The sequence below is a fragment of the Amycolatopsis tucumanensis genome (genome assembly GCF_021654135.1).
GTDB classification, from domain to species: Bacteria; Actinomycetota; Actinomycetes; order Mycobacteriales; family Pseudonocardiaceae; genus Amycolatopsis_E; species Amycolatopsis_E tucumanensis.
In genome coordinates this window covers 75254-97875 of sequence record NZ_JAKGSD010000003.1, presented here as the reverse complement: position 1 = coordinate 97875, position 22622 = coordinate 75254, and the positions used below count along the sequence as shown (strand labels likewise).

General features: G+C 72.0%; 24 protein-coding genes. 16 read left to right on the top strand and 8 right to left on the bottom strand.

The window, feature by feature from the left end; genetic code table 11:
• Window positions 1–123 precede the first annotated feature (123 nt).
• From nicT to L2C96_RS05550, 8 genes are all read left to right on the top strand, one after another.
• Window positions 124–1200 carry a Nickel transporter NicT gene (gene nicT / locus L2C96_RS05585; protein WP_237335408.1) on the top strand — a complete coding sequence of 359 codons (1077 nt, stop codon included), beginning with the start codon at window positions 124–126 and terminating at the stop codon, window positions 1198–1200.
• A 40-nt stretch (window positions 1201–1240) separates the two neighbouring features.
• Window positions 1241–2260, top strand: coding sequence for a DUF4331 family protein (locus tag L2C96_RS05580; RefSeq protein WP_237335407.1), 1020 nt, complete (start codon window positions 1241–1243; stop codon window positions 2258–2260).
• A 27-nt stretch (window positions 2261–2287) separates the two neighbouring features.
• Entirely contained in the window at window positions 2288–3121 is an 834-nt protein-coding gene (locus L2C96_RS05575) for an alpha/beta fold hydrolase (protein WP_237335406.1), read from the top strand.
• 60 nt (window positions 3122–3181) lie between these two features.
• Entirely contained in the window at window positions 3182–3670 is a 489-nt protein-coding gene (locus tag L2C96_RS05570; protein ID WP_237335405.1) for a flavin reductase family protein, read from the top strand.
• 67 nt (window positions 3671–3737) lie between these two features.
• Window positions 3738–4316: a dihydrofolate reductase family protein gene (locus L2C96_RS05565; RefSeq protein WP_237335404.1), complete on the top strand. Its 579-nt coding sequence runs from the start codon at window positions 3738–3740 to the stop codon at window positions 4314–4316.
• A 25-nt stretch (window positions 4317–4341) separates the two neighbouring features.
• Window positions 4342–4908 carry a dihydrofolate reductase family protein gene (locus tag L2C96_RS05560; RefSeq protein ID WP_237335403.1) on the top strand — a complete coding sequence of 189 codons (567 nt, stop codon included), beginning with the start codon at window positions 4342–4344 and terminating at the stop codon, window positions 4906–4908.
• 204 nt (window positions 4909–5112) lie between these two features.
• Window positions 5113–5391: a hypothetical protein gene (locus tag L2C96_RS05555; protein ID WP_237335402.1), complete on the top strand. Its 279-nt coding sequence runs from the start codon at window positions 5113–5115 to the stop codon at window positions 5389–5391.
• Between the two features lie 109 nt (window positions 5392–5500).
• The gene (locus L2C96_RS05550; RefSeq protein ID WP_157358708.1) at window positions 5501–5689 is read left to right on the top strand and encodes a hypothetical protein; all 189 of its coding nucleotides are present in this window, start codon (window positions 5501–5503) and stop codon (window positions 5687–5689) included.
• On the opposite strand, the gene L2C96_RS05545 is transcribed toward L2C96_RS05550, so the two are convergent.
• Complete coding sequence (locus L2C96_RS05545; protein WP_237335401.1) at window positions 5686–6165, bottom strand: Lrp/AsnC family transcriptional regulator; 480 nt, start codon at window positions 6163–6165, stop codon at window positions 5686–5688. The two genes, L2C96_RS05550 and L2C96_RS05545, sit on opposite strands and share 4 nt — an antisense overlap.
• Window positions 6166–6296: 131 nt before the next feature.
• Between L2C96_RS05545 and L2C96_RS05540 the strand changes: the two genes are divergently transcribed.
• Window positions 6297–8600 (top strand): thiamine pyrophosphate-binding protein, encoded by a 2304-nt coding sequence (locus L2C96_RS05540; RefSeq protein ID WP_237335400.1) that lies wholly within the window; start codon window positions 6297–6299, stop codon window positions 8598–8600.
• Here L2C96_RS05540 and L2C96_RS05535 read toward each other — a convergent pair whose 3' ends face one another.
• Window positions 8601–9203: a maleylpyruvate isomerase family mycothiol-dependent enzyme gene (locus L2C96_RS05535; protein ID WP_020420877.1), complete on the bottom strand. Its 603-nt coding sequence runs from the start codon at window positions 9201–9203 to the stop codon at window positions 8601–8603.
• 164 nt (window positions 9204–9367) lie between these two features.
• Complete coding sequence (locus tag L2C96_RS05530; protein WP_308191136.1) at window positions 9368–9736, bottom strand: SRPBCC family protein; 369 nt, start codon at window positions 9734–9736, stop codon at window positions 9368–9370.
• A 210-nt stretch (window positions 9737–9946) separates the two neighbouring features.
• Between L2C96_RS05530 and L2C96_RS05525 the strand changes: the two genes are divergently transcribed.
• Window positions 9947–10129 carry a hypothetical protein gene (locus tag L2C96_RS05525; protein ID WP_237335398.1) on the top strand — a complete coding sequence of 61 codons (183 nt, stop codon included), beginning with the start codon at window positions 9947–9949 and terminating at the stop codon, window positions 10127–10129.
• A gap of 55 nt (window positions 10130–10184) precedes the next feature.
• Window positions 10185–11045: an RNA polymerase sigma-70 factor gene (locus L2C96_RS05520; protein WP_020420875.1), complete on the top strand. Its 861-nt coding sequence runs from the start codon at window positions 10185–10187 to the stop codon at window positions 11043–11045.
• A 2-nt stretch (window positions 11046–11047) separates the two neighbouring features.
• Here L2C96_RS05520 and L2C96_RS05515 read toward each other — a convergent pair whose 3' ends face one another.
• Window positions 11048–11701, bottom strand: a complete 654-nt coding sequence (locus L2C96_RS05515) for a type 1 periplasmic-binding domain-containing protein (protein ID WP_027936268.1) — start codon at window positions 11699–11701, stop codon at window positions 11048–11050.
• Between the two features lie 140 nt (window positions 11702–11841).
• Here L2C96_RS05515 and L2C96_RS05510 point away from each other — a divergent pair, with 140 nt between their 5' ends.
• The 3 genes from L2C96_RS05510 (at window position 11842) to L2C96_RS05500 (ending at window position 15741) form a co-directional block, all read left to right on the top strand.
• Complete coding sequence (locus L2C96_RS05510) at window positions 11842–13041, top strand: HupE/UreJ family protein (protein WP_020420873.1); 1200 nt, start codon at window positions 11842–11844, stop codon at window positions 13039–13041.
• 121 nt (window positions 13042–13162) lie between these two features.
• The gene (locus L2C96_RS05505) at window positions 13163–14719 is read left to right on the top strand and encodes a purple acid phosphatase family protein (protein WP_237335397.1); all 1557 of its coding nucleotides are present in this window, start codon (window positions 13163–13165) and stop codon (window positions 14717–14719) included.
• A gap of 59 nt (window positions 14720–14778) precedes the next feature.
• A complete protein-coding gene (locus tag L2C96_RS05500) occupies window positions 14779–15741 on the top strand; it encodes a WxL protein peptidoglycan domain-containing protein (RefSeq protein ID WP_237335396.1) in 963 nt (320 codons plus the stop codon).
• Window positions 15742–15748: 7 nt separating this feature from the next.
• Here L2C96_RS05500 and L2C96_RS05495 read toward each other — a convergent pair whose 3' ends face one another.
• Complete coding sequence (locus L2C96_RS05495; RefSeq protein ID WP_237335395.1) at window positions 15749–16660, bottom strand: NADP-dependent oxidoreductase; 912 nt, start codon at window positions 16658–16660, stop codon at window positions 15749–15751.
• An 89-nt stretch (window positions 16661–16749) separates the two neighbouring features.
• Here L2C96_RS05495 and L2C96_RS05490 point away from each other — a divergent pair, with 89 nt between their 5' ends.
• Window positions 16750–17241, top strand: coding sequence for a MarR family winged helix-turn-helix transcriptional regulator (locus L2C96_RS05490; protein ID WP_020420869.1), 492 nt, complete (start codon window positions 16750–16752; stop codon window positions 17239–17241).
• A gap of 4 nt (window positions 17242–17245) precedes the next feature.
• Here the strand turns inward: L2C96_RS05490 and L2C96_RS05485 are convergent, their stop codons facing one another.
• Complete coding sequence (locus tag L2C96_RS05485; protein WP_237335394.1) at window positions 17246–18454, bottom strand: YncE family protein; 1209 nt, start codon at window positions 18452–18454, stop codon at window positions 17246–17248.
• A gap of 143 nt (window positions 18455–18597) precedes the next feature.
• Here L2C96_RS05485 and L2C96_RS05480 point away from each other — a divergent pair, with 143 nt between their 5' ends.
• The gene (locus L2C96_RS05480; protein ID WP_237335393.1) at window positions 18598–19350 is read left to right on the top strand and encodes an NPP1 family protein; all 753 of its coding nucleotides are present in this window, start codon (window positions 18598–18600) and stop codon (window positions 19348–19350) included.
• Between the two features lie 656 nt (window positions 19351–20006).
• Here the strand turns inward: L2C96_RS05480 and L2C96_RS05475 are convergent.
• Window positions 20007–20849, bottom strand: coding sequence for a phosphatidylinositol-specific phospholipase C/glycerophosphodiester phosphodiesterase family protein (locus L2C96_RS05475; RefSeq protein ID WP_237335392.1), 843 nt, complete (start codon window positions 20847–20849; stop codon window positions 20007–20009).
• Between the two features lie 105 nt (window positions 20850–20954).
• On the bottom strand, window positions 20955–22511 hold the full coding sequence (locus L2C96_RS05470; protein WP_237335391.1) for a penicillin-binding transpeptidase domain-containing protein: 1557 nt from the start codon (window positions 22509–22511) through the stop codon (window positions 20955–20957).
• Between the last annotated feature and the right edge of the window lie 111 nt (window positions 22512–22622).

The following is a 22622-nucleotide window of genomic DNA, read 5'->3' as shown; positions in this document are numbered from 1 at the left end:
GCACCGGTGCGGTGTGGGGAAAACCCCACACCGCGTTGTGGAGGCGGCGTCATGGCTCCGGCGGCCGCGGGCGAGCAGGCTCGAAGTCATCGAGTCCGAAGTGGATCGGCCGGAGGGAAGAGCATGACGACCACGCTGACCCGGGTCTCCCGGCAACCGTTGTCGCGGCGGGAGTGGGGCCGCGCCGGCGGGATGGCCGCCGTGATCGCCGCGCTGCACGTGCTGGGCTGGGGCACCCTGCTCCTGGTCGCGCACGGTCACGCCGGGGCGCCCGCACTCGGGCTCGGGGTCGGCGTCACGGCCTACACGCTGGGCATGCGGCACGCCTTCGACGCCGACCACATCTCGGCGATCGACAACACGACCCGCAAGCTGATGCAGGAGGGCCGCCGCCCGCTGTCGGTCGGGTTCTTCTTCGCGCTGGGCCATTCCACGGTCGTGTTCGGGCTCGCGCTGCTGCTGTCGCTGGGCGTGCGGACCATCGCCGGGCCGCTGCGGGACGACGGCTCCGCGCTGCACCGCTACACGTCGCTGATCGGGACGTCGGTGTCGGGCTCGTTCCTGGTCCTGATCGCCGCGGTGAACGCGGTGATCCTGGCCGGCATCCTGAAGGTGCTGCGCGGACTGCGGTCCGGCGAGTTCGACGAGGCGGCGCTGGAGCACGAGCTGGCGCACCGCGGGCTGCTGAACCGGCTGCTGGGGCGGTTCACCCGGGCCATCGGGAAGCCGTGGCACATGTACCCGCTGGGGGTGCTGTTCGGGCTCGGGTTCGACACCGCGACCGAGGTCGCGCTGCTCGTCCTCGCGGGCAGCGCCACCGTCGCCGGGCTGCCCTGGTACGCCATCCTGTGCCTGCCGGTCCTGTTCGCCGCCGGCATGACCCTGTTCGACACGATCGACGGGTCGTTCATGAACCTCGCCTACGGCTGGGCGTTCGCCAGCCCGGTGCGCCGGATCTACTACAACCTCACGGTCACCGGGCTGTCCGTCGCGGTGGCCGTGTTGATCGGCGCCGCCGAACTGCTGTCCGTGCTGTCCGGGCAGTTCGGCTGGTCGGGCGGGTTCTGGTCGTGGAACGCCGGCCTCGACCTCAACACACTCGGGTTCGCCGTCGCGGGCCTGTTCGCCGTCACCTGGCTGGTGGCGGCCCTGATCTGGCGGTACGGCCGCATCGAGCAGCGCTGGTCGCCGCGCGCCTGACCACCACCGTCAACCCGCAAGTCCACAAAGGAGAGAAACCATGTCGCACCACCTCGATTCGCCGATCGCCCGTCAGGACGTCCGCCTCGACATCACCGACCTGTACGTGTTCCGGGGCGAAACCGGCACCGTGTTCGTCATCAACGTGTGCCACTCGATCGCCGGCGACATCCCCGTGCCCGGTTACCACCCGGAGGGGATGTACGAGTTCAAGGTCGACACGAACGGTGACGTCGTGGAGGACCTGACGTACCGGTTCGTGTTCGGCGAGCGGGACGAGCAGGGCAGCCAGACCTGGGTGCTGCGGCGGATCACCGGCGCCGCGGCCACCGACCCGTTCGCGCCGGGCGAGGTCGTGGCGGAGGGGGTGACCGGCGAGACGGTCACCGGCGCGGGCGGGCTGCGCGTGTGGACCGGCAAGGCGGGCGACCCGTTCTGGATCGAGCCGGACGTGCTGCACGCGGTGGGTCACGCGTTCCAGGACGGCACGACGGTCGACCTCGGCGACTGGACCGAGGCGCGGGCGGCCAACCTGTTCGCCGGGCACACGGTGTACTCGATCGTGCTGGAGGTGCCGGACGCCGAGCTGGGCGCGGGCCGCGTCGGGGTGTGGGCGGTGTCCACTCTGGCCACCGACGCCGGCGGCTGGCGCTCGATCAACCGCGTCGGGCTGCCGATGATCCACCCGCTGTTCACGCAGTACAACGAGGACCTGGGCGACCGGCTCAACGCCGGCGTGCCCGCGGACGACTACGCCACCTACGGCGACCTGGTCGGCAAGGAGATCGCCGGGGTCGTCGCGGCGTACGGCACGGCCGAGGACCCGCAGGCCTACGGGGAGAAGCTGGCGCACCGGTTCTTCCCGAACGTCCTGCCCTACACGGTGGGCACGCCGGCGTCGTTCGGCTTCGCGGAGTGGAACGGCCGCGCGCTGACGGACAACGCGCCTGACGTCATGTTCTCCACGGCCGCCAACACCCCGATCCGCCTCGGCATCGGCCGCGAATCGGTCACCAGCAAGCCCACCGCCGGGTTCCCGTACGTGCCCCCGGTGGCCTGAAAATCCTGACACAGGAAGGAAAACACCATGTCGAAGATCACCGTCGGCCGTGAGAACTCCGAGGACATCGAGATCCACTACGAGGACCACGGCACCGGCACGCCCGTGGTGCTGATCCACGGCTACCCGCTCAACGGGCACTCGTGGGAGAAGCAGGAGCGGGTGCTGCTGGCCGCCGGGTACCGGGTCATCACCTACGACCGCCGTGGTTTCGGCCAGTCCAGCCAGCCCACCGTCGGCTACGACTACGACACCTTCGCCGCGGACCTGAAGACGCTGCTGGACCACCTGGAACTCGACGACGTGGTGCTGGTCGGCTTCTCGATGGGCACCGGCGAGGTCACCCGTTACCTCGGGACCTACGGCTCGGACCGGGTGCGCAAGGCCGTGCTCATGGGCGCGATCCCGCCGTACCTGCTCAAGACCGACGACAACCCCGAGGGTGTCGACAAGTCGGTGTTCGAGGACATCAAGGCGGCGGTCGTCAAGGACCGGCCCGCCTACTTCAAGGACTTCCTCGACAACTTCTACAACGTCGACACCTACGCCGGCACCCGCATCAGCGAGCAGGCGTGGCAGAACAGCTTCAACGTGGCGGTCGCCGCCTCGGCGCACGCCGCCTACGCCTGCGTCGACACCTGGCTGACCGACTTCCGCGACGACCTGCCCAAGATCGACGTCCCGGTGCTGCTCATCCACGGCGACGCCGACCGGATCCTGCCGTACGAGGCCACCGCGGCGCGGCTGCCGGGTCTCGTCAAGGACCTCGAGTTCGTCACCGTGCCCGGCGGGCCGCACAACATCGCCTGGACCCACCCGGACGAGGTCAACACCGCGCTGCTGGAGTTCCTCGGCCGCTGAGGTTCCGGGTGGCGGGTGCGCGGTGCCCCTCGGCTGCCACGGCTCGGGTAGAACTGAGCCGTGGCAGCTGAGGGGTTCGAGACGGTCGTCGGCGCGCTGGACTACCCGATGTTCGTCGTGACGACCACCGACGGGCGGCGGCGCGCGGGGTGCCTGGCCGGGTTCGCCGCGCAGTGCAGCATCGATCCGCCGCGGTTCATGGTGTGGCTGTCGAAGAAGAACCACACCTTCGAGGTCGCCGCGGACGCGTCGACGGTGGTCGTGCACCGGCTCGACACGTCGGTGCCCGGGCTGGCCGAGCTGTTCGGCAGCCACACCGGCTTCGACACCGACAAGTTCACGCGCTGCGCCTGGCGCCCCGGCCCGGGCGGGGTCCCCGTGCTCGACGACTGCGCCGGCTGGTTCGCGGGCGAGATCCTGTCCCGGCACGACACCGGCGACCACGTCGGCCTGCTGCTGCGCCCGGTCGAGGGCACCACCGCGACCGGGCTCGGCCCGCAGCTCGGGTTCCAGTCGGTGCGCGACCTCTCCCCCGGCAACGAGGCGTAGCGGGCTGTCGAAAACCGGCGCCGCCGTCCGACGTGGTGGTGAGACACCCGAGCGGAAGGACGGTCCGATGGCACTGACCCGGCTGTACATGGCGATGTCGCTGGACGGCTACATCGCGGGCCCCGACGATCGCCCCGGACAAGAACTGGGCCGCGGCGGCGGGCGGTTGTTCAACTGGCTGGACCGGCGTGAGTCGCCCGGCCCGGACGGCCAGGTGTTCGCCGAAGCGATGGCCACCAGGGCGGTGATCACCGGGCGGCGGACGTTCGAGCTGGCAGGGCGCTGGCAGGGCGACCACCACGACGGCGTGCCGATCCACGTGCTGACCCACCACCCCGACGACGAGCCGCCCGGGAGCGCCCGCTACTACACCGAGGTGGCGGCCTGCGTGGCCGACGCCCGCGCCGCGGCGGGCGAGGAGGCGATCCTGGTGCACGGCGCGGGCGCGGCCCAGGCGCTGCTGGCCGCCGGTGAGCTCGACGAACTGGAGATCCACCTGGTCCCGGTCCTGCTCGGCGCGGGCCGCCGCCTGTTCGATGGCCACGCCGCCGAACTACGACTGACCCGCCGGCTGGACGGGCACGACGCGACCCACCTGCGGTACCGGGTTGTCGAATCCGAGCACGCTCGTCCGACGCAGGAGTGACAACATCCACGGAAGGGGCAGTTCCATGGCACTCGTCATCTCCGACATGTCGGTTTCGCTCGACGGTTACGTCACCGGGCCGAACGACAGCCGCGACAACCCGTTCGGCGACGGCGCCGGCACGCTGCACGACTGGCTGTTCGACGCGGCCACCGACGACGACAGGGCGTTGCTGCGACAGGCGATCGACGTCACCGGCGCGGTGGTGATGGGCCGAAAGTCGTTCGACAAGTGCGTCGACATCTGGGGCGAGGGCGGCCCGCTGCCCGGCGTCCCGTGTTTCGTCGTCACCCACCGCGAGCCGCCCGAGCGGTACCCGTCGGGGTACACGTTCAGCGACGGGGTGGCTGCCGCGATCGGTTCGGCGCAGGAGGCCGCCGGGGACAAGTTCGTCGGACTGCACGGCGCGACCGTGCTGCAGCAGGCGCTCCCGCTCGGGCTGGTGGACGAGATCCACGTGCACGTGGTCCCGCTCCTGATCGGCGGCGGCACGCGGCTCTTCGACACCCTGCCGTCGGCGGTCGAGCTGGAACGCACCGACGTGCTCGTCACACCGGCCGCGACACACCTGCGGTTCCGGGTGACCCGGTAGCACCCGTCGTCGGCACCCCGGGCCGGGGTGTCGGCGATCGGGCCGGTGTCGTGTTAATCTTGCGCCGTGCAGCGCCTGACGTCCCAGCGACTCGTAGCCCGGCGCGCCGGCTGAACCCAGGTCGCCGGCGCGCAGTGTCGGCGATCGCTTTTTCGGGACCTGGCCCGGATCCGTCCGGTTTCTCGATCTTCCTGGAGATCCGCCATGTCCGTCAGCACGTTCCACACCCCGGCCCCGCGTTCGACGATGCTCGTCCGGCGCCGCATCGCCACCTACTTCACCGGCGGCGCCACGCAGGTCCCCGCCCTGATCGGCGCCCTGTCCCAGCAGGGCCGCCCGGTGCACGAACTGTCGGTCGACATCCGCGAGGGCGTCCGGGAGAGCAGCATGGTCTGCGCGGTCCTGCTGCCGGGGGACGAGATCGACCACCTGCTGGCCCGCCTGCGCGACCTGCCCGCGGTGGTTTCCGCCGAGCTGGCATGACGTCGCCGGGGCACGTAGCTCAACGGCGCTCGCCGCGGTTCCCGCCGAACCGGAGTGACACACCCCCTCGCACCCTGCCGCCGCGGCTGGCCCAGGCCCGGGAGGGCACGTGACTCGACGACGCTCCTACACGGCCGCCGCGGCAGGCGCGGTGGTCCTGGTCGTCTGCGTCGTGGTCGGGTTCCGCATCTACCCGAGCGCCCCGTGGTTCCTGCCCGTCGCCGGCAGCGCGGTGTTCGGCTTCGTGCTGGGCGTGCTTCTGCGCATCCGCCGCGAGCGCGGCCGCCCGGGCCGCTAACTCGGCCCCGCCGCCTGGTGGAGCAGCGGCTTGATCCGGTAGTCGACCAGCTGGCGCATCACCAAGGCCGTGTTGGTGCGCTCCACGCCGGGGATGGCGAGGATCAGCCCGGCGATCCGGTACAGGTCGTCGGCGTCGCGCGCCACCACGTGCACCATCAGGTCGACCGGCCCGGAGATTCCCTGCACCTCCAGCACCTCGGGCACCCCGGCGAGCGCGGCGGCCACCTCGTCCAGCAGCCGTTGCGTCACCTGCGCCGTGATGAACGCGGTCAGCGGGTACCCGAGCGCGGCCGGTGAGATCCGCCGTTCGAACGAGTCCAGCGAGCCGGCCTCCAGGCGCGCTATCCGGGTTTGCGCGGTGTTGCGGGAGATCCCGGCCCGGTCGGCGATCGCGAGCGTGGTCGCGCGCGGGTGCTCGGCCAGTTCCAGCAGGATCCGGGCGTCCACCGCGTCGACGAAGCCGTCCTGGGGCATTGTGCTCGCCTCTCCCTCGCACACCAGCTCCGGCGCTGGGCAGATTGCTCAATTTCCAGCCGGGGTGTTGAGCAACAGTTCAGCAGGTTGGTTCACTGTGAGCAACCTGCACCCGGATCGAGGACGGCCCGATGAGCACCCCCACCACGACCACACCCGCCACCGACGTGCTGCGCGCGGTCGAGGACCGGGTGCTGTGGCTGTCCAGCGCGATCATCCACCACGCCAACCGCGTGCGCCCGAACCCGTCGGGGCTCAAGGTCGGCGGCCACCAGGCGTCGTCGGCGTCGATGGTCTCCATCATGACCGCACTGTGGTTCAACCACCTCCGCCCGGCGGACCGCGTCTCGGTCAAGCCGCACGCCTCGCCGGTGCTGCACGCGATCAACCACCTGCTCGGCGAGCTGGACGCGTCCTACCTGCCGCGGCTGCGCGAGTTCGGCGGGCTGCAGAGCTACCCCAGCCGCACCAAGGACCCCGACCCGGCCGACTACTCGACCGGCTCGGTCGGCATCGGCGCCACCGCCCCGATCTGGGGCGCCGTCTCCCGGCGCTACGTCGACACCAAGTTCGGCGGCGCGGGCACCGGCCGCCAGTACTCGCTCGTCGGCGACGCCGAACTGGACGAAGGCGCGGTGTGGGAGGCCGTTCTCGACCCGGGCGTGGCCGAGCTCGGCGAGATCGTCTGGATCGTCGACCTCAACCGCCAGTCCCTGGACCGCGTCGTGCCCAACATCGCCGCCGACAAGCTGCAGGGCATGTTCGCCGCCGCGGGCTGGCAGGTCATCGTCCTCAAGTACGGCCGCCTGCTGGAAGAACTGTTCACCCGCCCCGGCGGCGCGGAACTGCGGCAGCGCATCGACGCCATGCCCAACCCGGAGTACCAGCGCCTGCTGCGCTGCGACGCCGCCGAACTGCGCCGCCGGCTGCCCGGTGACAGCCCCGCCATCGCGGCCCTGCTCGACGACCTCGACGACACCACCCTCACTAACGCGATCGCCAACCTCGGCGGCCACGACCTCACCGCCCTCGACCAGGCCTTCGCCGCGATCGACGACACCCGCCCGACGGTCGTCTTCGCCTACACGATCAAGGGTCACGGCCTGGCCACCAAGGGCCACCCGCAGAACCACTCCGCCCTGCTCACCGACGCCCAGATGCGGGAACTCGCCGAGCGGCTGGGCACCGACCTCGACGACCCCTGGCGCCCCTTCGCCGACGGCAGCCCCGAACAGGAGCTCTGCCGGGCCACCGCGAAACGCTTGCGCCGCCCGGAAATCCCGGCCGCGGCTCCGCCGCCGGTGCCGTCGGACTTCGGCCGCACCCCCACCGGCACCGCGACCACCCAGGCCGCGCTGGGCCGCGCCCTGCTCGACCTCACCCGCGAAGCCCCGGACACCGCGCGCCGCGTCGTCACGGTCAGCCCCGACGTCAGCTCCACCACCAACCTCGGCGGCTGGGTCAACAAGGTCGGCGTCTGGTCCGTCCAGGAACGACCGGACTGGTTCGCCGACGACAGCGAAACCATCCTGCACTGGCGGGAACGGCCGACCGGCCAGCACATCGAACTGGGCATCGCCGAGACCAACCTCGTCGGCCTGCTCGGCGAGCTCGGCGCCACCTGGAGCCGCTGGGGCCAGCCGCTGCTGCCCATCGGCGTGCTCTACGACCCGTTCGTCGAGCGCGCGCTCGAACCGTGGTCCTACGGCATCTACGCCGGCGGCCAGTCCATCCTCATCGGCACCCCGTCCGGCGTGACCCTCGCCCCCGAGGGCGGCGCGCACCAGTCCATCAAGACCCCGTCGATCGGACTGGAACAGCCCGGCTGCCTCTCCTACGAACCCGCGTTCGCGATCGACGCCGAGTGGACGCTGCTCGCGGCGATGGCCCAGCTCGGCAAGCCCGGCGGCAGCTCGGCCTACCTGCGGCTGTCCACCCGCCCGGTCGACCAGACCCTCGCCGACGTGCCGTCGGACCCGGCCGCCCGCGAACGGCGCCGCCGCCAGGTCGTCGCCGGCGCGTATCCGCTGCGCCGCGCGGAGGGCGCGGCCGTCACCATCGCCGTGATGGGCGCGCTCGTGCCCGAGGCCCTCGACGCCGCGGCCCGGCTCGACCAGATCGGCGTCCCGGCCGACGTCGTGTGCGTGACCAGCCCCGACCTGCTCCACCGCGCGGTCCGGGCCCGGCAGGGCCACGAACGGGCCGACACCTGGATCCTGGACGCCGCCTTCCCCGCCGACCGCGCCGCTCCCCTGGTGACCGTCCTGGATGGACATCCGCACACGCTGGCGTTCCTCGCCACGATCAACCGCGTCCGGACGACGGCGCTCGGCGTGACGGGCTTCGGCCAGTCCGGCTCGCTCGAAGACGTCTACCGGCACCACGGCCTGGACAGCGACAGCATCGTCCGCGCCGCGCTCGACGTCACCGGCTGACTACCGCAGGCCGGTGAGGTGCGCCCGCGCGGCAGGGCGCCCGGCGAACAGCAGCATGATCGCCCACGCCGGGCCGCTCACCTCGGGGCCGTCGCCCGCCGACCAGCCGGTGTCGGTGGCCCGGTAGTGGCGCCCGCCGAAGTGCCGGCGCGCGTGGAACATGCGCGGCTTGTCCCACAGCCGCTGCGCGACGTGCGCGGCGGCGTCCGGCGGCACGGCGAGTGACCGGCCCAGCGGCAACGCGATGTCCAGGCCGTGGACGAGGATGTCGATCAGCACCTCCTCCAGGCCGATGCCGGGCGGGATGCGGCGGAACCCGGCCAGGTCCCGGATCTCCGCCACCAGCTCCGGCGCGGGCTTGCGGTAGGCGCAGGCGGCGTCGTGGATCGCGCGGTCGATGTTGCCGCGCGCCCGGATCGCCCCGGCGAGCGCGTCCCGCAACCGGATCCGGTACTGGCTGGCCAGGTGCGCCGCGACGTCCCGCACCGTCCACCCCTCGCACAGCGACGGGTGGGCCCATTCGTCGTCGGTCAGGTCGTCCAGCAGGTCCGCGATCGCCACGCGCTGGGTGTCGACGGCCCGCCACAGGTCGGCGTCGTCCATGCTCCTAGGTCGCGGCGAGCGGGCCCGCCGTTAGAGCGGGACCTGCCGCCGTCCACGGCGAGCGTCGCGAGGAAGATCACCGAGCGGATGGGGCGTCCCGGGACTGAGGACGCGGGGCGCCCCGAGCCGGCGGGTCCTGCTTCAGGCGTTCGCCAGGTAGGCGGTCAGGCCGTCCAGCAGCATGGTGTGCTGCGCTGCTCGGCCTGGCCGCGGTCCTCAGCCCGGCCGAAGGTCTGGGAGAGGGTGATCTCGGTGCGGTCGCCGTCCGCGGCGAACTCCACGACCATGAGCGACTGCTCGTCGCGGCCGGGCACGTCCATCCCGATGACCAGCCGCTTGCCCGGTTCGACCTCGGCGTAGGACCCGGTCAGCGGGACGCGGGTGCCGCCGGGGATGACCATGACCGATCTCCACGCCCCGCCTGGCCGCACGTCCAGGTCGACCTCCTCGGCGCCGGCCCACTTGCCGTAGTTCTCCGACACCGTCCAGGCGTCCCAGACCTTGCTGACCGGGGCGTCGAGCGTGCGAGTGATGCTGTAGTCGACGGTGCTCAGTCAAGATTCATTACCAACAGAGTGTGCGATGACCGAACGGGAGCCGGACATGGGGATGCTGATCGGACGACTGAGCCGCAGGCTGCGGGAGGAGCTGTTCCACCGCCTCGGCGAGCAGGGCCACCCCAGGTGAACCCGGGACGGCACGGTGCTGGCCGTGCTGACCGGCGACGCCGCGCGAAGCTCGTCATGCTGAGCGAGACCGGGCCGAGCGAGACGGGGCTGGACGAGACCGGGCTGGACGAGATTGCCAAGGCGCACGCCATCCTCGCCGTCATCGAGGACCGGCACCGCCGCGAGCTGGGCGACGACACCTACCGCGTCTTCAAGTCCGCGCTGAGGGCCATCGCCGACGGCCGGCGGGAGCGGTGATGTCACATCCGGACGGCCGCCGGTGTCTGGATGGGCAACGACCAGAGGAGGAACGTTGACCGACCCGTTCGTCACCCACCGCAGCCTGCTGTTCACCGTGGCCTACGAGATGCTCGGCTCCGCCGCCGACGCCGAGGACGTCGTGCAGGAGACCTGGCTGCGCTGGGCCGACGTGGACCAGGCGGAGGTGCGGGACCCGCGGGCCTACCTGGTCCGCGTGGTGACGCGGCAGGCGCTGAACCGGCTCCGCTCGGTGTACCGGCGGCGCGAGGACTACATCGGCGAGTGGCTGCCCGAACCGCTGCTCACCACCCCCGACGTGGCCGAGGACGTGGAGCTCGCGGAGAACGTGTCGATCGCGATGCTCACCGTCCTGGAGACGCTGGGGCCGGCCGAGCGGGCGGTGTTCGTGCTGCACGACGTGTTCGACGTGCCCTACGGCGAGATCGCCGAGGCGCTCGGCAAGAGCACCGCCGCGGTGCGGCAGATCGCGCACCGCGCCCGCGAGCACGTCGCCGCCCGGCGGCCGCGCATGCAGGTCGACCGGGCGCAGCAGGAGGCGGCCGTGGAGCGCTTCCTCGCCGCCGTGTCCAACGGCGACGTGCAGGGCCTGGTCGACGTGCTCGCCCCGGACGTGGTCGTGATCTCCGACGGCGGCGGCGTGGTGCCCGCCGCGCGCAAGCCGGTCGTCGGCGCCGAGCGGGTCGCGACGCTGCTCGCGCGCGCCGCCGAGCTCACCGGCTTCACCGCGAGCGCGACCTGGGTCAACGGCATGCCGGGCGTCCGGCTCGACGTGGCTGGCGCCGCCGCCGCGCTGAGCCTCGTCGTCGAGGACGGCCGGATCACCCGCATCTACGGCATCAACAACCCGCACAAGCTGGGCTGGCTGGACAAGGTGGCCGAGCTGCGGCGGTGACCCTACGGGAGCCGGACGACGATGCCCGTCAGGTGGTTGAGGACGCTCGCCACGCCGGCCCGGACCGCGGCGGCGGCCCGGGCGGGCGTGAACGACGCCGCGTCGAAGGAGGAGGACATGTCCAGGCCTTCGCCGCGGAAGGAGGCGCCGGGCCAGTTCGCCGCCGTCACGTTCTCCGTCGGCTCGGCCAGTTCCGCGCCGAGCACCAGGAACTGCTGGTCCAGGTGGCTGGCGGTGACCAGCGCGAGCGGGTCGACCAGCGCGTTGCCCGCCGCGATGATCAGGTCCGGCTTCAGGTCCATCGCCCGGCTGATGCCCGGGACGTAGTCGTCCGGCCCGGTGGCCGTGACCGTCTTCAGGCTGACCTCTTCCGCCTCCGCCCACGCGGTCACGGCGTCGGTGAGCGTCTTCGTCGGCGCGTCGTCCCCCGCGGTGAGCAGGACGACGCGGTAACCGGGCGCCGGGTGCACGCCGTCCCACGAGCCGGGGCTCGGGGTGATCGTCGCCTCCGGGGTGGGCGGCGCGGTCACGAAGCCGGGCGCGAGTGTCCCGACCGGACCAGGCGCCGCGTGTGGTCCGGACCAGTCGTCGGCCGGGCCGCACCCGGTCAGCAGCACGGCGATCGCGGCGAGCACACCGGCAGCGGGAACGCGCACGGGAATCTTCCTCCACGGGGACAGGGGATGTCCCATTCCTACCCGGTCAGCGGCGGCGCGGCGGCTGTCGTCGGGATCCGTCCGCCGCCTGTTCGCCCGGCAGCCGTCGGCCGTTCACCTCCGGCGAGCAGTGTGCGGACATGTCCCGCCCCCTCAGACGCGCCGCTTTCGCTGTCGCCGCCGCGGCCGTGGCTCTCGTCCTGACCGCCGCGCCGGCCGCCGCGCACGGGTTCACCTCGACCGTCTACGCCGGACTCACCTCGCCCGGACCCGGGCACGTCCGCGTCGAACTGGGACTGGAGTACGACCTGCTGGTCGTCTCCGCCGCCGACTACGAGGACGACGATCCGCTGTTCCACCAGGGCACCGCGGCGTTCGAGGCCCGTGATCCCGTCGCGCAGGCCGCCGCACTGGACGCGCACGCCGGCACTGTCCTGAAGTACGTGGCGGAGCGCTTCGCCGTGACCGCGCAGGGCAGCGCCTGCACCCCGGTGCAGGACGGCGGATTCACCATGGAGGAACGGGAAGGCGTCCCGTACGCCCGTCTCGTCCTGGATGTCCGGTGTCCGATTTCGACGGTGCACGAGGTCCGCAGTGGACTGTTCCCCGACGGCGAAGGCTACGTCCGCGACACCAAGACCATCGTGACCTACGACCTGGACCTGGCCTCGGGCAGCGCCGCGCTGGACGCGGCGCACCCGTCGTTCTCCACCGAACAGTCCGGGGCGCAGCGGTTCTGGGAGTTCTTCCGGCTGGGCGCCGAGCACCTGCTCACCGGGATCGACCACATCCTGTTCCTGCTGGCGCTGATCGCCGGTTCCCGCCGCCCGCGCGAGATCGTGCTGGCGGCCACCACGTTCACGCTCGCCCACTCGATCACCTTCATCCTCGCCGCGCTCGGGGCAGTCCGGGTGCCGGACGCGTTCGTCGAACCGGTGATCGCGTTGTCGATCGCGATCGTCGCCGCCTGGCCGCTGTGGCGGTGGTGGCGGCGCGGCGCGGACGCGATCGATCTGGAGGCGTCCGGCCGCTTCGCGCTGGACCGCACCGGGTGGGCGCGCCTCGGGGTGACGTTCTGCTTCGGACTCGTGCACGGACTCGGTTTCGCCGGCGCGCTGGGCATCGAGCAGGCGTGGTCGTGGTCGCTGCTGTGGTCGCTGCTGGTGTTCAACGTCGGCATCGAGGTGGTGCAGCTGGCGATCATCGCGATCGCCTTCCCGTTGCTGGCGCTGCTGCGCCGCCGCTCGCCGGTCGTCGGCCGCTGGGCCACCGGCGCGATCGCCGCGGGCGTGACGGTGATGGGGCTTTTGTGGTTCGCCGAGCGGATTTCCGGTCTGTGACCTCACGTTCTTCGAGGACCGGACACCGGTGCGACCGGTTCCGTTCACCTGCGCCACACGGACGCGGACGACGCTCCAGTCGATCTTCCCAACCCCGTCGAATCCGAAACGGACGGAACTGATGAAAAACTCCAGATCGGGCGATCGGCGTCGCGTGGCCCGCGGCGCCGCCGCGGCGGTCCTCGGCGTCACGGTGGTGTTCGGCAGCAGTCTGGTCACCACGGCCGGCGCCGCCGAAACCGCCAAGCCGGCCGGGATCGTCCTGGGCGTCGGCGCCACCGAGTCGCAGCGCGTCGTGAGCTGGTACACCTCGGCGAACACCGCCCAGGTCGTGCAGGTCGCCCCGGCGTCCAAGGTGCGCAACGGGCAATTCCCCCGCAACGCCACCACGTTCCCCGCCACCGTCGCCGCGAACACGGTCAACGGCGGCTACAACGGGCACGCCACCATCAACGGCCTGAAGCAGAACACCGAGTACGCCTACCGCGTCGGCACCGAGGGCGGCTGGTCGCCCGTCTACACGTTCCGCACGCAGAAGTTCAAGGGCGACTTCGACTTCCTGTTCTTCGGCGACCCGCAGATCGGCTCGTCCGGCGACACCGCCCGCGACGGCGCGGGCTGGGCGGACACGCTGAACGTGGCGCTGACCGCGAACCCGGACGCCGAGCTGCTGGTCTCCGGCGGCGACCAGGTCGAGTCGGCGAACAACGAGACGCAGTGGGACGCGTTCCTCGCCTCCGACAGGCTGCGCCAGTACCCGTGGGCGGCCACGATCGGCAACCACGACGTCGGCGGCAAGGCCTACGAGCAGCACTTCTGGACCCCGAACACGGACCGCTCCGCGCCGTTCTACAACGGTGACGCCGCGGCGCGCTCCGGCGGCGACTACTGGTACATCTACAAGGACGTGCTGTTCGTCGACCTGAACAGCAACGCCTACGCCGCCGGTTCGGACGAGGCGCACATCGGCTACGTCACCGACGTGATCCACGAGCACGGCCAGGACGCCAAGCACATCGTGCTCGTCTACCACCACTCGATCTACTCGCCCGCCGACCACGCCAACGACACGGACAACCAGCAGCGCCGCAAGGACTTCCCCACCGCGTTCTCCAACCTCGGGGTCGACCTGGTCCTGCAGGGCCACGACCACAGCTACTCGCGCAGCTACGAGATCAAGAACGGGCAGAAGGCGAACCCGGCCGAGCAGCCCGGCGCCACGCAGGTGGTCCAGGGCCCGGGCGGCGTCATCTACGTGACGGCGAACTCGGCGTCCGGCTCGAAGTACTACGACCTGACCGCGCCGGACACCAGCAAGGACCCGGACTACGGTCCGGACCCGCTGAACCCGGACCACCACTGGGCCAACTCGGTGGAGAACCAGGAGCACGTCCGCACCTACGTGAAGGTCCAGGTGCGCGACGACAAGCTCGTGGTCGAGAACGTGCGCAGCGGCACCTGTGCGGCGCCGAACGCCGCGGTGGAGCTGGGCCGGGTGTCGTGGTGCGGGCCGGACAGCGGCGCGACGCCCGCGCGGCCGGTCGGCTCGCTCGTCGACAAGGTGGTCATCCACACCACCGGCGACCGGGGTCACGGCCACGGCGGTAAGCCTGGCCGTCCCGACTGGGTCGGCCAGGAGCCGAGGGACGGCAAGGCCACCGTCACCGCGCTGAGCTGAGTTTTCCACCGGGCGGGCGTCCCCCCGGGGCGCCCGCCCTCTCCGGTTAGGACTGTCCCATGCTGACTCTTCGAGCGGCCGCCGCGGCGGCGGCCGCGTTGTTCGCCGTGCTGACGGGCGCGGTGCCCGCCGCCGCGCAGGACGACGTGCCCTGGTCGGTGGCGACGGCCGACGGCGAGTTCGGCTCGGACCGGGTGAACTACAACTACACCCTGGACCCGGGCGAACAGCTCACGGACGGCCTGGTCGTCACCAACAACGGCAGTGCGCCGCTCGAACTGGCCGTCTACGCCGCCGACGCGTTCACCACCGCGCAGGGCAAGCTGGACCTCCTCACCCGGGACACCGCGTCGACGGGTGTCGGCGCGTGGGTGTCCCCGGCGACCGGCAGCGTGACCGTCCAACCGGGACAGTCGAGCGAGGTGTCGTTCACGCTGGCGGTGCCCGCCGGAGCGACGCCGGGCGACCGGATGGGCGGCATCGTGACGTCGCTGGTCCAGGACGGTGTGGAGCGGCGGGTGGGCATCCGGATCCGGCTGCGCGTCGGGGGCGCGCTGGCGCCCGGTGTCTCGGCCGAGGACGTCCGCGTGGACTACTCGGGTGGCGACGCGGTGCTGACGTACACGGTGCACAACACCGGGAACGCGATCGTCGCGGTGCGGCAGTCGGCCTCGGTGTCGGGGCCGTTCGGCAGCTGGTCCCGCGCGGCGGATCCGGTCGCCGACACGCCGTCCCTGCTGCCCGGGGAGAAGTGGCCGGTCTCGGTTCCGGTGCACGGGGTGGTGCCCGCGGTGTGGTTGGCCGGGAGCGTCACGCTCACCCCGCTGCTGACCGACGCGGCCGGTTCGACGGCGGTGCTGCCCGCCGTGGCGGCCACCGGGAACGGGTGGGCAGTGCCGTGGGTGCCGCTGGTGATCGTCCTGTGTGGACTGGTGGTGGTCGTGTTCCTGGTCCGGCGCCGGACCAGGAACCGCAAGGGGGCTCCCCGGGAGGAGCCCGCCGACCCGGTGCCCACCGCCTGACCGCCGGTCAGGGCACGAGCACCGTCTTGCCGGCGAGCTTCCCGGCGCCGGCCGCCTCGTGGACCGCGGGCAGTTCGGCGAGCGGGCGGCGGTCGGCGACGTGGATGCGCAGCCGCCCGGCGTCGACCTCCTCCGCGAGGTGCCGGAGCTGCGCGGCGTCGCTGCGGACGAACACACGCTCGGCGCGCACGCCGCGGGCCTCGTCGGGTTCCGGCGGCGTCGCGCTGGTCACCACGATCCCGCCCGCGCGCACCAGCGCGGTCAGCTCGGGCGGGGTCTCCGGCGCCAGGTTCAGCACCACGTCGACCGGCTCCCGCACCTCGCCGAACGCCTCGCGGCCGACGACCTGCGCCGCGCCGTTGGACCGTAGCCGATCGGCGTGCTCGTCGCGGGCGGTGGCGATGACCGTCGCCCCGGCCTGGGCCGCCAGCTGCACCGCGTAACCGCCGACGGCGCCGCCCGCGCCGTGCACCAGCACGCGCTGTCCCGGCCGCACCTGGCCGAGCTCGAACAGCCCCTGCCACGCGGTGAGGCCCACCACCGGAAGCGCCGCGGCGTCGGCCAGCGGAACGGACTCCGGCGCGGCCGCCAGCACCTCGGCCGGGGCCAGCACGTACTCGGCCGCCGCGCCGCCGTCGACGATCGGCAGGAACCCGATCACCGCGTCGCCGGGCCGGAAGCCGGTCACGCCGTCGCCGGTCTCCTCGACGGTCCCGGCCACGTCCACGCCCGGGATGTGGGGCAGGCGCACCGGGAAGACCTCCTGCAGCACACCGGCGCGGACCAGGGCGTCCACACCGTTGAAGCTGGTGCCCGCGACCCGCACCAGCACCTGGCCCGGCCCTGGCTGGGGCCGCTCGGCCTCCTCGTGGCGCAGGACGTCCGGGCCGCCGTACTCGCTGTACCGCACTGCTCTCATGATCACTCCTCGATTCGACATTTGCTCCGAATTCGAAGCACATCCCGACCATAGCTCGCTTCGAAGTCGAAGCAAGTAGAATTCCGGGCGTGAGCCACGACGCACTCGACTCGGAGCAGCTGGACGCGTACTTCGCGCTGATGGAGGTCAGCAGCCTCCTGCAGCACGCGGTGGAGCAGCAGCTGCGCGCGAGCGGGCCGCTGAGCTGGGTGCAGTTCCAGATCCTCGCCCGGCTCGCGAACTCCCCCGGCGGCAGCCAGCGGATGACCGACCTGGCCGACGGGGTCGTCTACAGCCGCAGCGGCCTGACCTACCAGGCCGGGCTGCTGGACAAGGCCGGGCTGGTCACGCGCCGCCAGTCCGAGGACGACGAGCGCAGCGTGACGGTGACGATCACCGACGCCGGCCGGGACATGGTGAACCGCGTCCTGCCCGGCCACGTCGACGTGGTGCGCACGATGCTGTTCGAGGGGCTGTCCCGGCGGGACCTCACCACCCTGAGCGGCATCCTGAGCGGGGTGCGCGAGCGGATGCGCGCCGCTCCGCCGCGCTCGGCCACCGCGCGCCGCAAGAAGACCTGACCGGTCAGACCCCGGTCCAGCCAGCCGGGAGGTGAGCCAGCCGCACCCGCTGCGGGTGGTCGCCCACCGGCACGGACGTGATCTTCTGCCCGGTCGCGAAGTCGATCGCGGTCACCTGGTCGGTCCCGCTCTCGGAGATGACGCACGCGGCGCCGTCGCCGCTGACCGTGGCCCAGTACGGCTTGCTCGCCGTCACCAGCGGGCCCTCCCGCAGGGTGGCGCGGTCGACCACCGTCGCGTAGTCGTCCATCGTGCCCGCCACGCACAGCTTCGTGCCCGCGGGGTTCATCGACAGGCCGTGGTGGCGCGAGTCGTTGACGAACGTGGTGCGGTCGTCGCTGGTCGCCGGGTTCTTCGGCAGCGTCTTCACGCGGGTGATCCGGTCGCCGGGCACGTCGTACTCGAAGAAGCCGTTGAAGAACGACACCTGGAAGTAGAGCACCGACTCGTCCGGGCTGAACGCGACCGGGCGCACGGCGTCGGAGTTGTCGGCCCCGAAGGCGTCCAGCCGCGGCCGCATGTCGATGATCCGCACCTGCCGGAACGTGGTGGCGTCGACCACGGTGATGCGGCGATCGCCCTTCAGCGGGTCCAGGAACGGCGCGTCGAGGTCGTTGTTGACCTCCCCGATGGACATGTTCCACAGGTAGCGGCCGTCGGCGGAGAAAACGTTTTCGTGCGGCTTGTCGCCGGTGGCGAACGAGCCCAGTTCCGCGCCGGTGCGGATGTCCAGCACGTGCACCCGGTTGCTGGTGGACGCCGACACCGCGACCCGCAGCCCGTCCGGCGAGACGGCCATGTGGTCGGCGCGGAAACCGGAGACCGGGAAGCGCCAGTTGATCGCGCCGGTGCCGGTGTCGATCGAGACCACGTCGGCGAAACTGGGGCGGGACACCACGATCGCGGAGCCGTCGGGGGTGGAGTACATGTCGTCGACGAACTGGTCGTGCCCCTCGCCCACGGTCTCGCGGATGCCCAGGAAGAACGCGAGCCGGACCGGGTTGAGGTAGATCTCGCGCAGCCGCTCGTCCTTGTCCGGGACGACGTCGATCCGGCCGATGCGGTGGAAGTCCCCGGTCGAGGCGAGGACGTCGGCCGTGCCCTCCCAGTTGTTGCCGACGAGCAGGACCTCCTGCAGGGCCGGCTCGGCGGTGGCGGCCGTGGGCGCGGCGGCGAGCATGAGGGCACCGAGCAGGAACGCGCGAGCACGCATGGTCTTCCTCCGTTGGAAGCGGCTACCTACTGGAGAGTAGCGCAACTCGGGAGCGGTCCGTAAGCACTTGTTCACGCGCGGGACCACCGGCTGTGGATCGATCCCGGTACTTTCCCACGAGATCGCCGAGGGAAAGGTCAGTCATGCGCGCGAGAAGAGCCGCTGTCGTCACCGTGATCGCGACCCTGTTCACCGTCCTGCTGCCCGCCGCCGCGTGGGCCGAGCCGCCGAAAGCGCTTCCCGCGAGCTACGCCGCCGAGGACGGCAAGTGGCAGCCCGCGTTCGACTACGACGGCGACGGCTGCTACCCGACGCCCGCCATCGGCCCGGACGGCACGCTCAACCCGGGGCTCAACAACTCCGGCGCCCTGAACGGCAACTGCCACGACCAGTCCGATTTGGACAACACGAACTCGTACTCGCGGTCGAAGTGCAACAACGGCTGGTGCGCCTACGTCTACGACCTGTACTTCGAGAAGGACCAGGCGGTGCCGGGCATCGACTGCTGCGGGCACCGGCACGACATCGAGCACGTGGTGGTCTGGGTGCAGGGCGGCCAGGCGGAGTACGTGTCGGTGTCGGCGCACGGCGAGTACTCCACCTACCCGCGCGCGCAGGTCGGCTGGGACGGCACGCACGCGAAGGTCGTCTACCACAAGGACGGCGCGAGCACGCACTGCTTCCGCCTCGCGGGGATGACCGAGACGCCGGAAAACCACTACGGCACGTGGCAGTACCCGGACCTGGTGAGCTGGGACAACTACCCGGCGGGCATCCGCGACCGGTTGATGGGTGCGGACTTCGGATCCGCGAGCTTCGCGATCAAGGACAGCGCGTTCGCGAGCAACCTGACGAAGGCCAAGCCGGCGGGGATTCCGTTCGATCCGGCTGCGTAGGACTGGTTGACGGACAGCGAGTTCCGGACGGTTGGTGAGGGCGGCTCGCACCGCCCTCACCAACCGGATCAAGCCGCCCGGCGCTCGGCCGGGTCGTTGGCCAGCAGGAAATCCCGCGGCCGGGCCGTGCGACCCCGCCGCCGCTGGCGGCGGGCCGGAGCCCAGCCGACTCGGGTTCAACCGTCCGTTCCGCCGCAGGCCGGGTGGGTTATTCATCCCAGCGCCGGCGGCCCTGCCCCCGAAACCAAGCCGCCGCCCGCGCCCAGCCACCACCTTCCCGTGGTGAAACGGCTCAAGCCGCCTGACGCTCGGCCGGGCCACCGGGACCGGGCCGATCGGCCGAGCCGCGGTGCGGGGCGAGGTCGCCGAGCCGCCGGGAGGACCGGGGGATTCGGCCGGGCCGCGCGACCCCGCCGCCCCTGACGGCGGGCCGGAGCCCAGCCGACTCGGGTTCAACCGTCCGGCCCACCGGCAGTTCGTTTCCCACCCACCGATGGTGACGGGCCACCCCGCCCCCACCCACCTGAAGATCCGGCGGCCGGCCAGTCCATGCACCGCAGCGCCGGCGGCGGCCCGTCCGCCGAAACCAAGCCGCCGCCCGCGCCCAGCCACCACCGTCCGTGGTGAAACGGCTCAAGCCGCCCTCACCAACCGGATCAAGCCACCCGGCGCTCGGCTGGGTCGTTGGCCAGCAGGAACTCCCGCAGCCCGGCCAGGTCGTCCGTGTTGATGTGGTCCACCCCGGCCGCCAGCAGCTCCCGCCACACCGCCTCCCGCGCGGCGCCCGGCGTGTCGGGCGTCGCCCAGAAGCGGATCCGGTAGCCGGCCTCGTGCGCCTGCGCGACGATCCCCTGCAGCTTCGCCCGCTCGGCCGCCGGCATCGGGCCCACGCCCTGCCACGTGAAGGCGTTGCTCCAGTTGTCACTCACCAGCGGCATGAAACCGGCCGGCGTGCCGGTGCCCAGGTCGGCCAGCCGTCCGTCGTAGCCCGCCAGCCTGCTGCGCTGCGCCAGCATGTCCGCGCGCGGCCGGTTGCCGCTGATGACCACCTCGACCGCGCCGCTGCGCTCGTGCCCGTTGGTCCACCGCGTGAGCATGAACCGGAACTCGCGCAGCGCCGCGTCCACGGCCTGGTACGTCGACGGGCCGTCGCTCTTGATGTCGATCAGCAGCTGGAACGACCCGCGCCACCGCGGGTAGACCCGGCCGCCGCCCGCGTGCACCCGCTGGGCGAGCGGCTTCAGGTACAGGCTGGTCAGGGTGCGCCCGGGCCGCGCGTCGACGAGGTCGTGCGCCACCCGCAGTTCGTCGTCCACCAGCCACACGTCGGCCTCGACCGAGGTGAAGCCGTGGTCGAGAGCATCCGCCAGCGGGCGGTCGTGCTCGTAGTCGTTGTGGGCGTGGGCGTGTTCGAGCGGCTGCACCCGCGGCGCCGCCGTCGCAGGCAGCGCACCGCCCGCCACGACCACGGCGAAGATCAGCAACAGCAGTCGTTTCATCGGTTTCCCTTCTCCGGCACCGACACTGTCTAGCCACCGCCGGTGGATGGGGCCGGTCGCCAGGGTGAACGGGGCGCGAAGCGGATCTTTCGGGCCGCACGGCGGTCAGGGCAGCCGGTTCAGGAAGGCCGCGGACAGCGCGACGGCGGGCTTCGACGAGTTGGTCGCGAGGGTCAGCGCCGAGAACGCGACGTCCCCCCGGTAGCCCACGAACCAGCCGTTCGCCTGGCTGCCGTCGCCGTACTGCGCCGTGCCCGTCTTGCCGTGCACGGTTCCGCTCGCCCGCAGGCCGGTCGCGGTGCCGCCGGTGACGACCTCCCGCATCATCGTCCGCAGCTCGGCGATCACGTTCCGGGACGGCGCGGTGTAACCCTCGTTGACCGTCGTGGGGCGGTCGCGAACCAGTTGCGGCGTCACGGGTTCGCCCGCCGCGACGGTCGCCGCCATCAACGCCAGTCCGAACGGGCTGGCCTGCACCGAGCCCTGGCCGATCGCCGACTCGACCTGATCGGCCGAGCCGGTCGCGGGAACCACCTTGCCCGCCTCGGTGGTGATGCCCGGGATGGTGAAGTCGGCGTTCAGGCCCAGCCGTCCGGCCGCCTCGGCCAGCCCGTCCGCGGGCAGCCGCGAAGCCAGCTGCGCGAAGGTCGTGTTGCACGAGTGCGCGAACGCCGAGTGCAACGGCAGCGAGGGAAAGGCGAACAGGTCCTCGTTGGGAATGGTCCGCTGCCCGATCCGGACAGTCGCCGGGCACGGCAGTTGCTCGTCCGCGCTAGTGAGTCCCCGTTCCAGCGCCGCGGTCACGGTGGCGATCTTGAACGTGGATCCCGGGGCGTACAGGCCGGTCAGCGGGTTGCCGTCGGTGACCTGCGCGTTCTGCGCCACGGCCAGGATGTCCCCGGTGGACGGCTGGATCACGACCAGCATCGCGGGCCCCGGCGCACCGTCCACCGCCGCCTGCGCCGCCCGCTGAACGGTGCGGCTCAGCGTGGTTCTCATCGGCGCTGCGGGCGGCTGCCCGGCGCGGTGGAGCACTTCTTCCCGGCCCTGCCGGTCGACGCGCGACACGGTCCAGGCAGTGCTGTCGATCGCGAGCAGTCGCCCGAGCCCGGGCAGGATCAACGGCGCGAGCGACGGTTCGACGGCCTCCGGGCCGCTCGTGCCCCACCGCAGCAACGGCTCGCCGTCCCGGTCCACGAGGGCGACCCCGGCGGCCGCGGAGCGCGTGACCAGCCGGTCGCCCTCGCCGAGCTCGGGGTGGATCGCCGCCGGGGTGAAGTGCACGCGTGGCGCGTCGTCACCCGGGACGACGGTCAGCGCGGTGTCGTAGGTCCACACCCGGCCCTGACCCAGTGTCCACTCGACACGGACGCGCGCGGTGTCGCCGCTGACGTCCTGGAGCGTCGCCGTCACCGCGGAGGCCCCGAGACCCGACCGGGACGCGGCGAGCACCGTGCCGGCGCCACGGGGATCGTCGGTCAGCGCACCGGCCTGCCGGTCGTCGCCTGCCGACCACGCGCGCAGGTACTGCCCGACCGCCGCCGCGACACCGTCCCCGGCGGGTGCGCCGCCCGGGCGGCCACGCAGCACCACGATCGCTGCCGTGACGATCGCGATCACCGCGAGCACGCCGCAGGTCAGCAGCCACTTCTTCGTTCTCATGGCGCCACCCCAGCACCGAAGTGGTACGCCTGTCCAAGACCACGCCACCCGTTCGGCGATACGTGAACCGATATCGCCGCAGCGTGCGCCCCATGCCCGGGCGCGTCACCT

Bases quoted from the DNA above. Each gene is read 5' to 3' on its own strand.
- L2C96_RS05485 (WP_237335394.1), bottom strand. From the start codon at position 18,454: ATGCGTGCTCGCGCGTTCCTGCTCGGTGCCCTCATGCTCGCCGCCGCG.
- L2C96_RS05565 (WP_237335404.1), top strand. From the start codon at position 3,738: ATGGCACTGACCCGGCTGTACATGGCGATGTCGCTGGACGGCTACATC.
- L2C96_RS05525 (WP_237335398.1), top strand. From the start codon at position 9,947: ATGCTGAGCGAGACCGGGCCGAGCGAGACGGGGCTGGACGAGACCGGG.
- L2C96_RS05535 (WP_020420877.1), bottom strand. From the start codon at position 9,203: ATGGACGACGCCGACCTGTGGCGGGCCGTCGACACCCAGCGCGTGGCG.
- L2C96_RS05540 (WP_237335400.1), top strand. From the start codon at position 6,297: ATGAGCACCCCCACCACGACCACACCCGCCACCGACGTGCTGCGCGCG.
- L2C96_RS05505 (WP_237335397.1), top strand. From the start codon at position 13,163: ATGAAAAACTCCAGATCGGGCGATCGGCGTCGCGTGGCCCGCGGCGCC.
- L2C96_RS05470 (WP_237335391.1), bottom strand. From the start codon at position 22,511: ATGAGAACGAAGAAGTGGCTGCTGACCTGCGGCGTGCTCGCGGTGATC.
- L2C96_RS05500 (WP_237335396.1), top strand. From the start codon at position 14,779: ATGCTGACTCTTCGAGCGGCCGCCGCGGCGGCGGCCGCGTTGTTCGCC.
- L2C96_RS05580 (WP_237335407.1), top strand. From the start codon at position 1,241: ATGTCGCACCACCTCGATTCGCCGATCGCCCGTCAGGACGTCCGCCTC.
- L2C96_RS05560 (WP_237335403.1), top strand. From the start codon at position 4,342: ATGGCACTCGTCATCTCCGACATGTCGGTTTCGCTCGACGGTTACGTC.
- L2C96_RS05475 (WP_237335392.1), bottom strand. From the start codon at position 20,849: ATGAAACGACTGCTGTTGCTGATCTTCGCCGTGGTCGTGGCGGGCGGT.
- L2C96_RS05510 (WP_020420873.1), top strand. From the start codon at position 11,842: ATGTCCCGCCCCCTCAGACGCGCCGCTTTCGCTGTCGCCGCCGCGGCC.
- L2C96_RS05495 (WP_237335395.1), bottom strand. From the start codon at position 16,660: ATGAGAGCAGTGCGGTACAGCGAGTACGGCGGCCCGGACGTCCTGCGC.
- L2C96_RS05545 (WP_237335401.1), bottom strand. From the start codon at position 6,165: ATGCCCCAGGACGGCTTCGTCGACGCGGTGGACGCCCGGATCCTGCTG.
- L2C96_RS05575 (WP_237335406.1), top strand. From the start codon at position 2,288: ATGTCGAAGATCACCGTCGGCCGTGAGAACTCCGAGGACATCGAGATC.
- L2C96_RS05555 (WP_237335402.1), top strand. From the start codon at position 5,113: ATGTCCGTCAGCACGTTCCACACCCCGGCCCCGCGTTCGACGATGCTC.
- nicT (WP_237335408.1), top strand. From the start codon at position 124: ATGACGACCACGCTGACCCGGGTCTCCCGGCAACCGTTGTCGCGGCGG.
- L2C96_RS05480 (WP_237335393.1), top strand. From the start codon at position 18,598: ATGCGCGCGAGAAGAGCCGCTGTCGTCACCGTGATCGCGACCCTGTTC.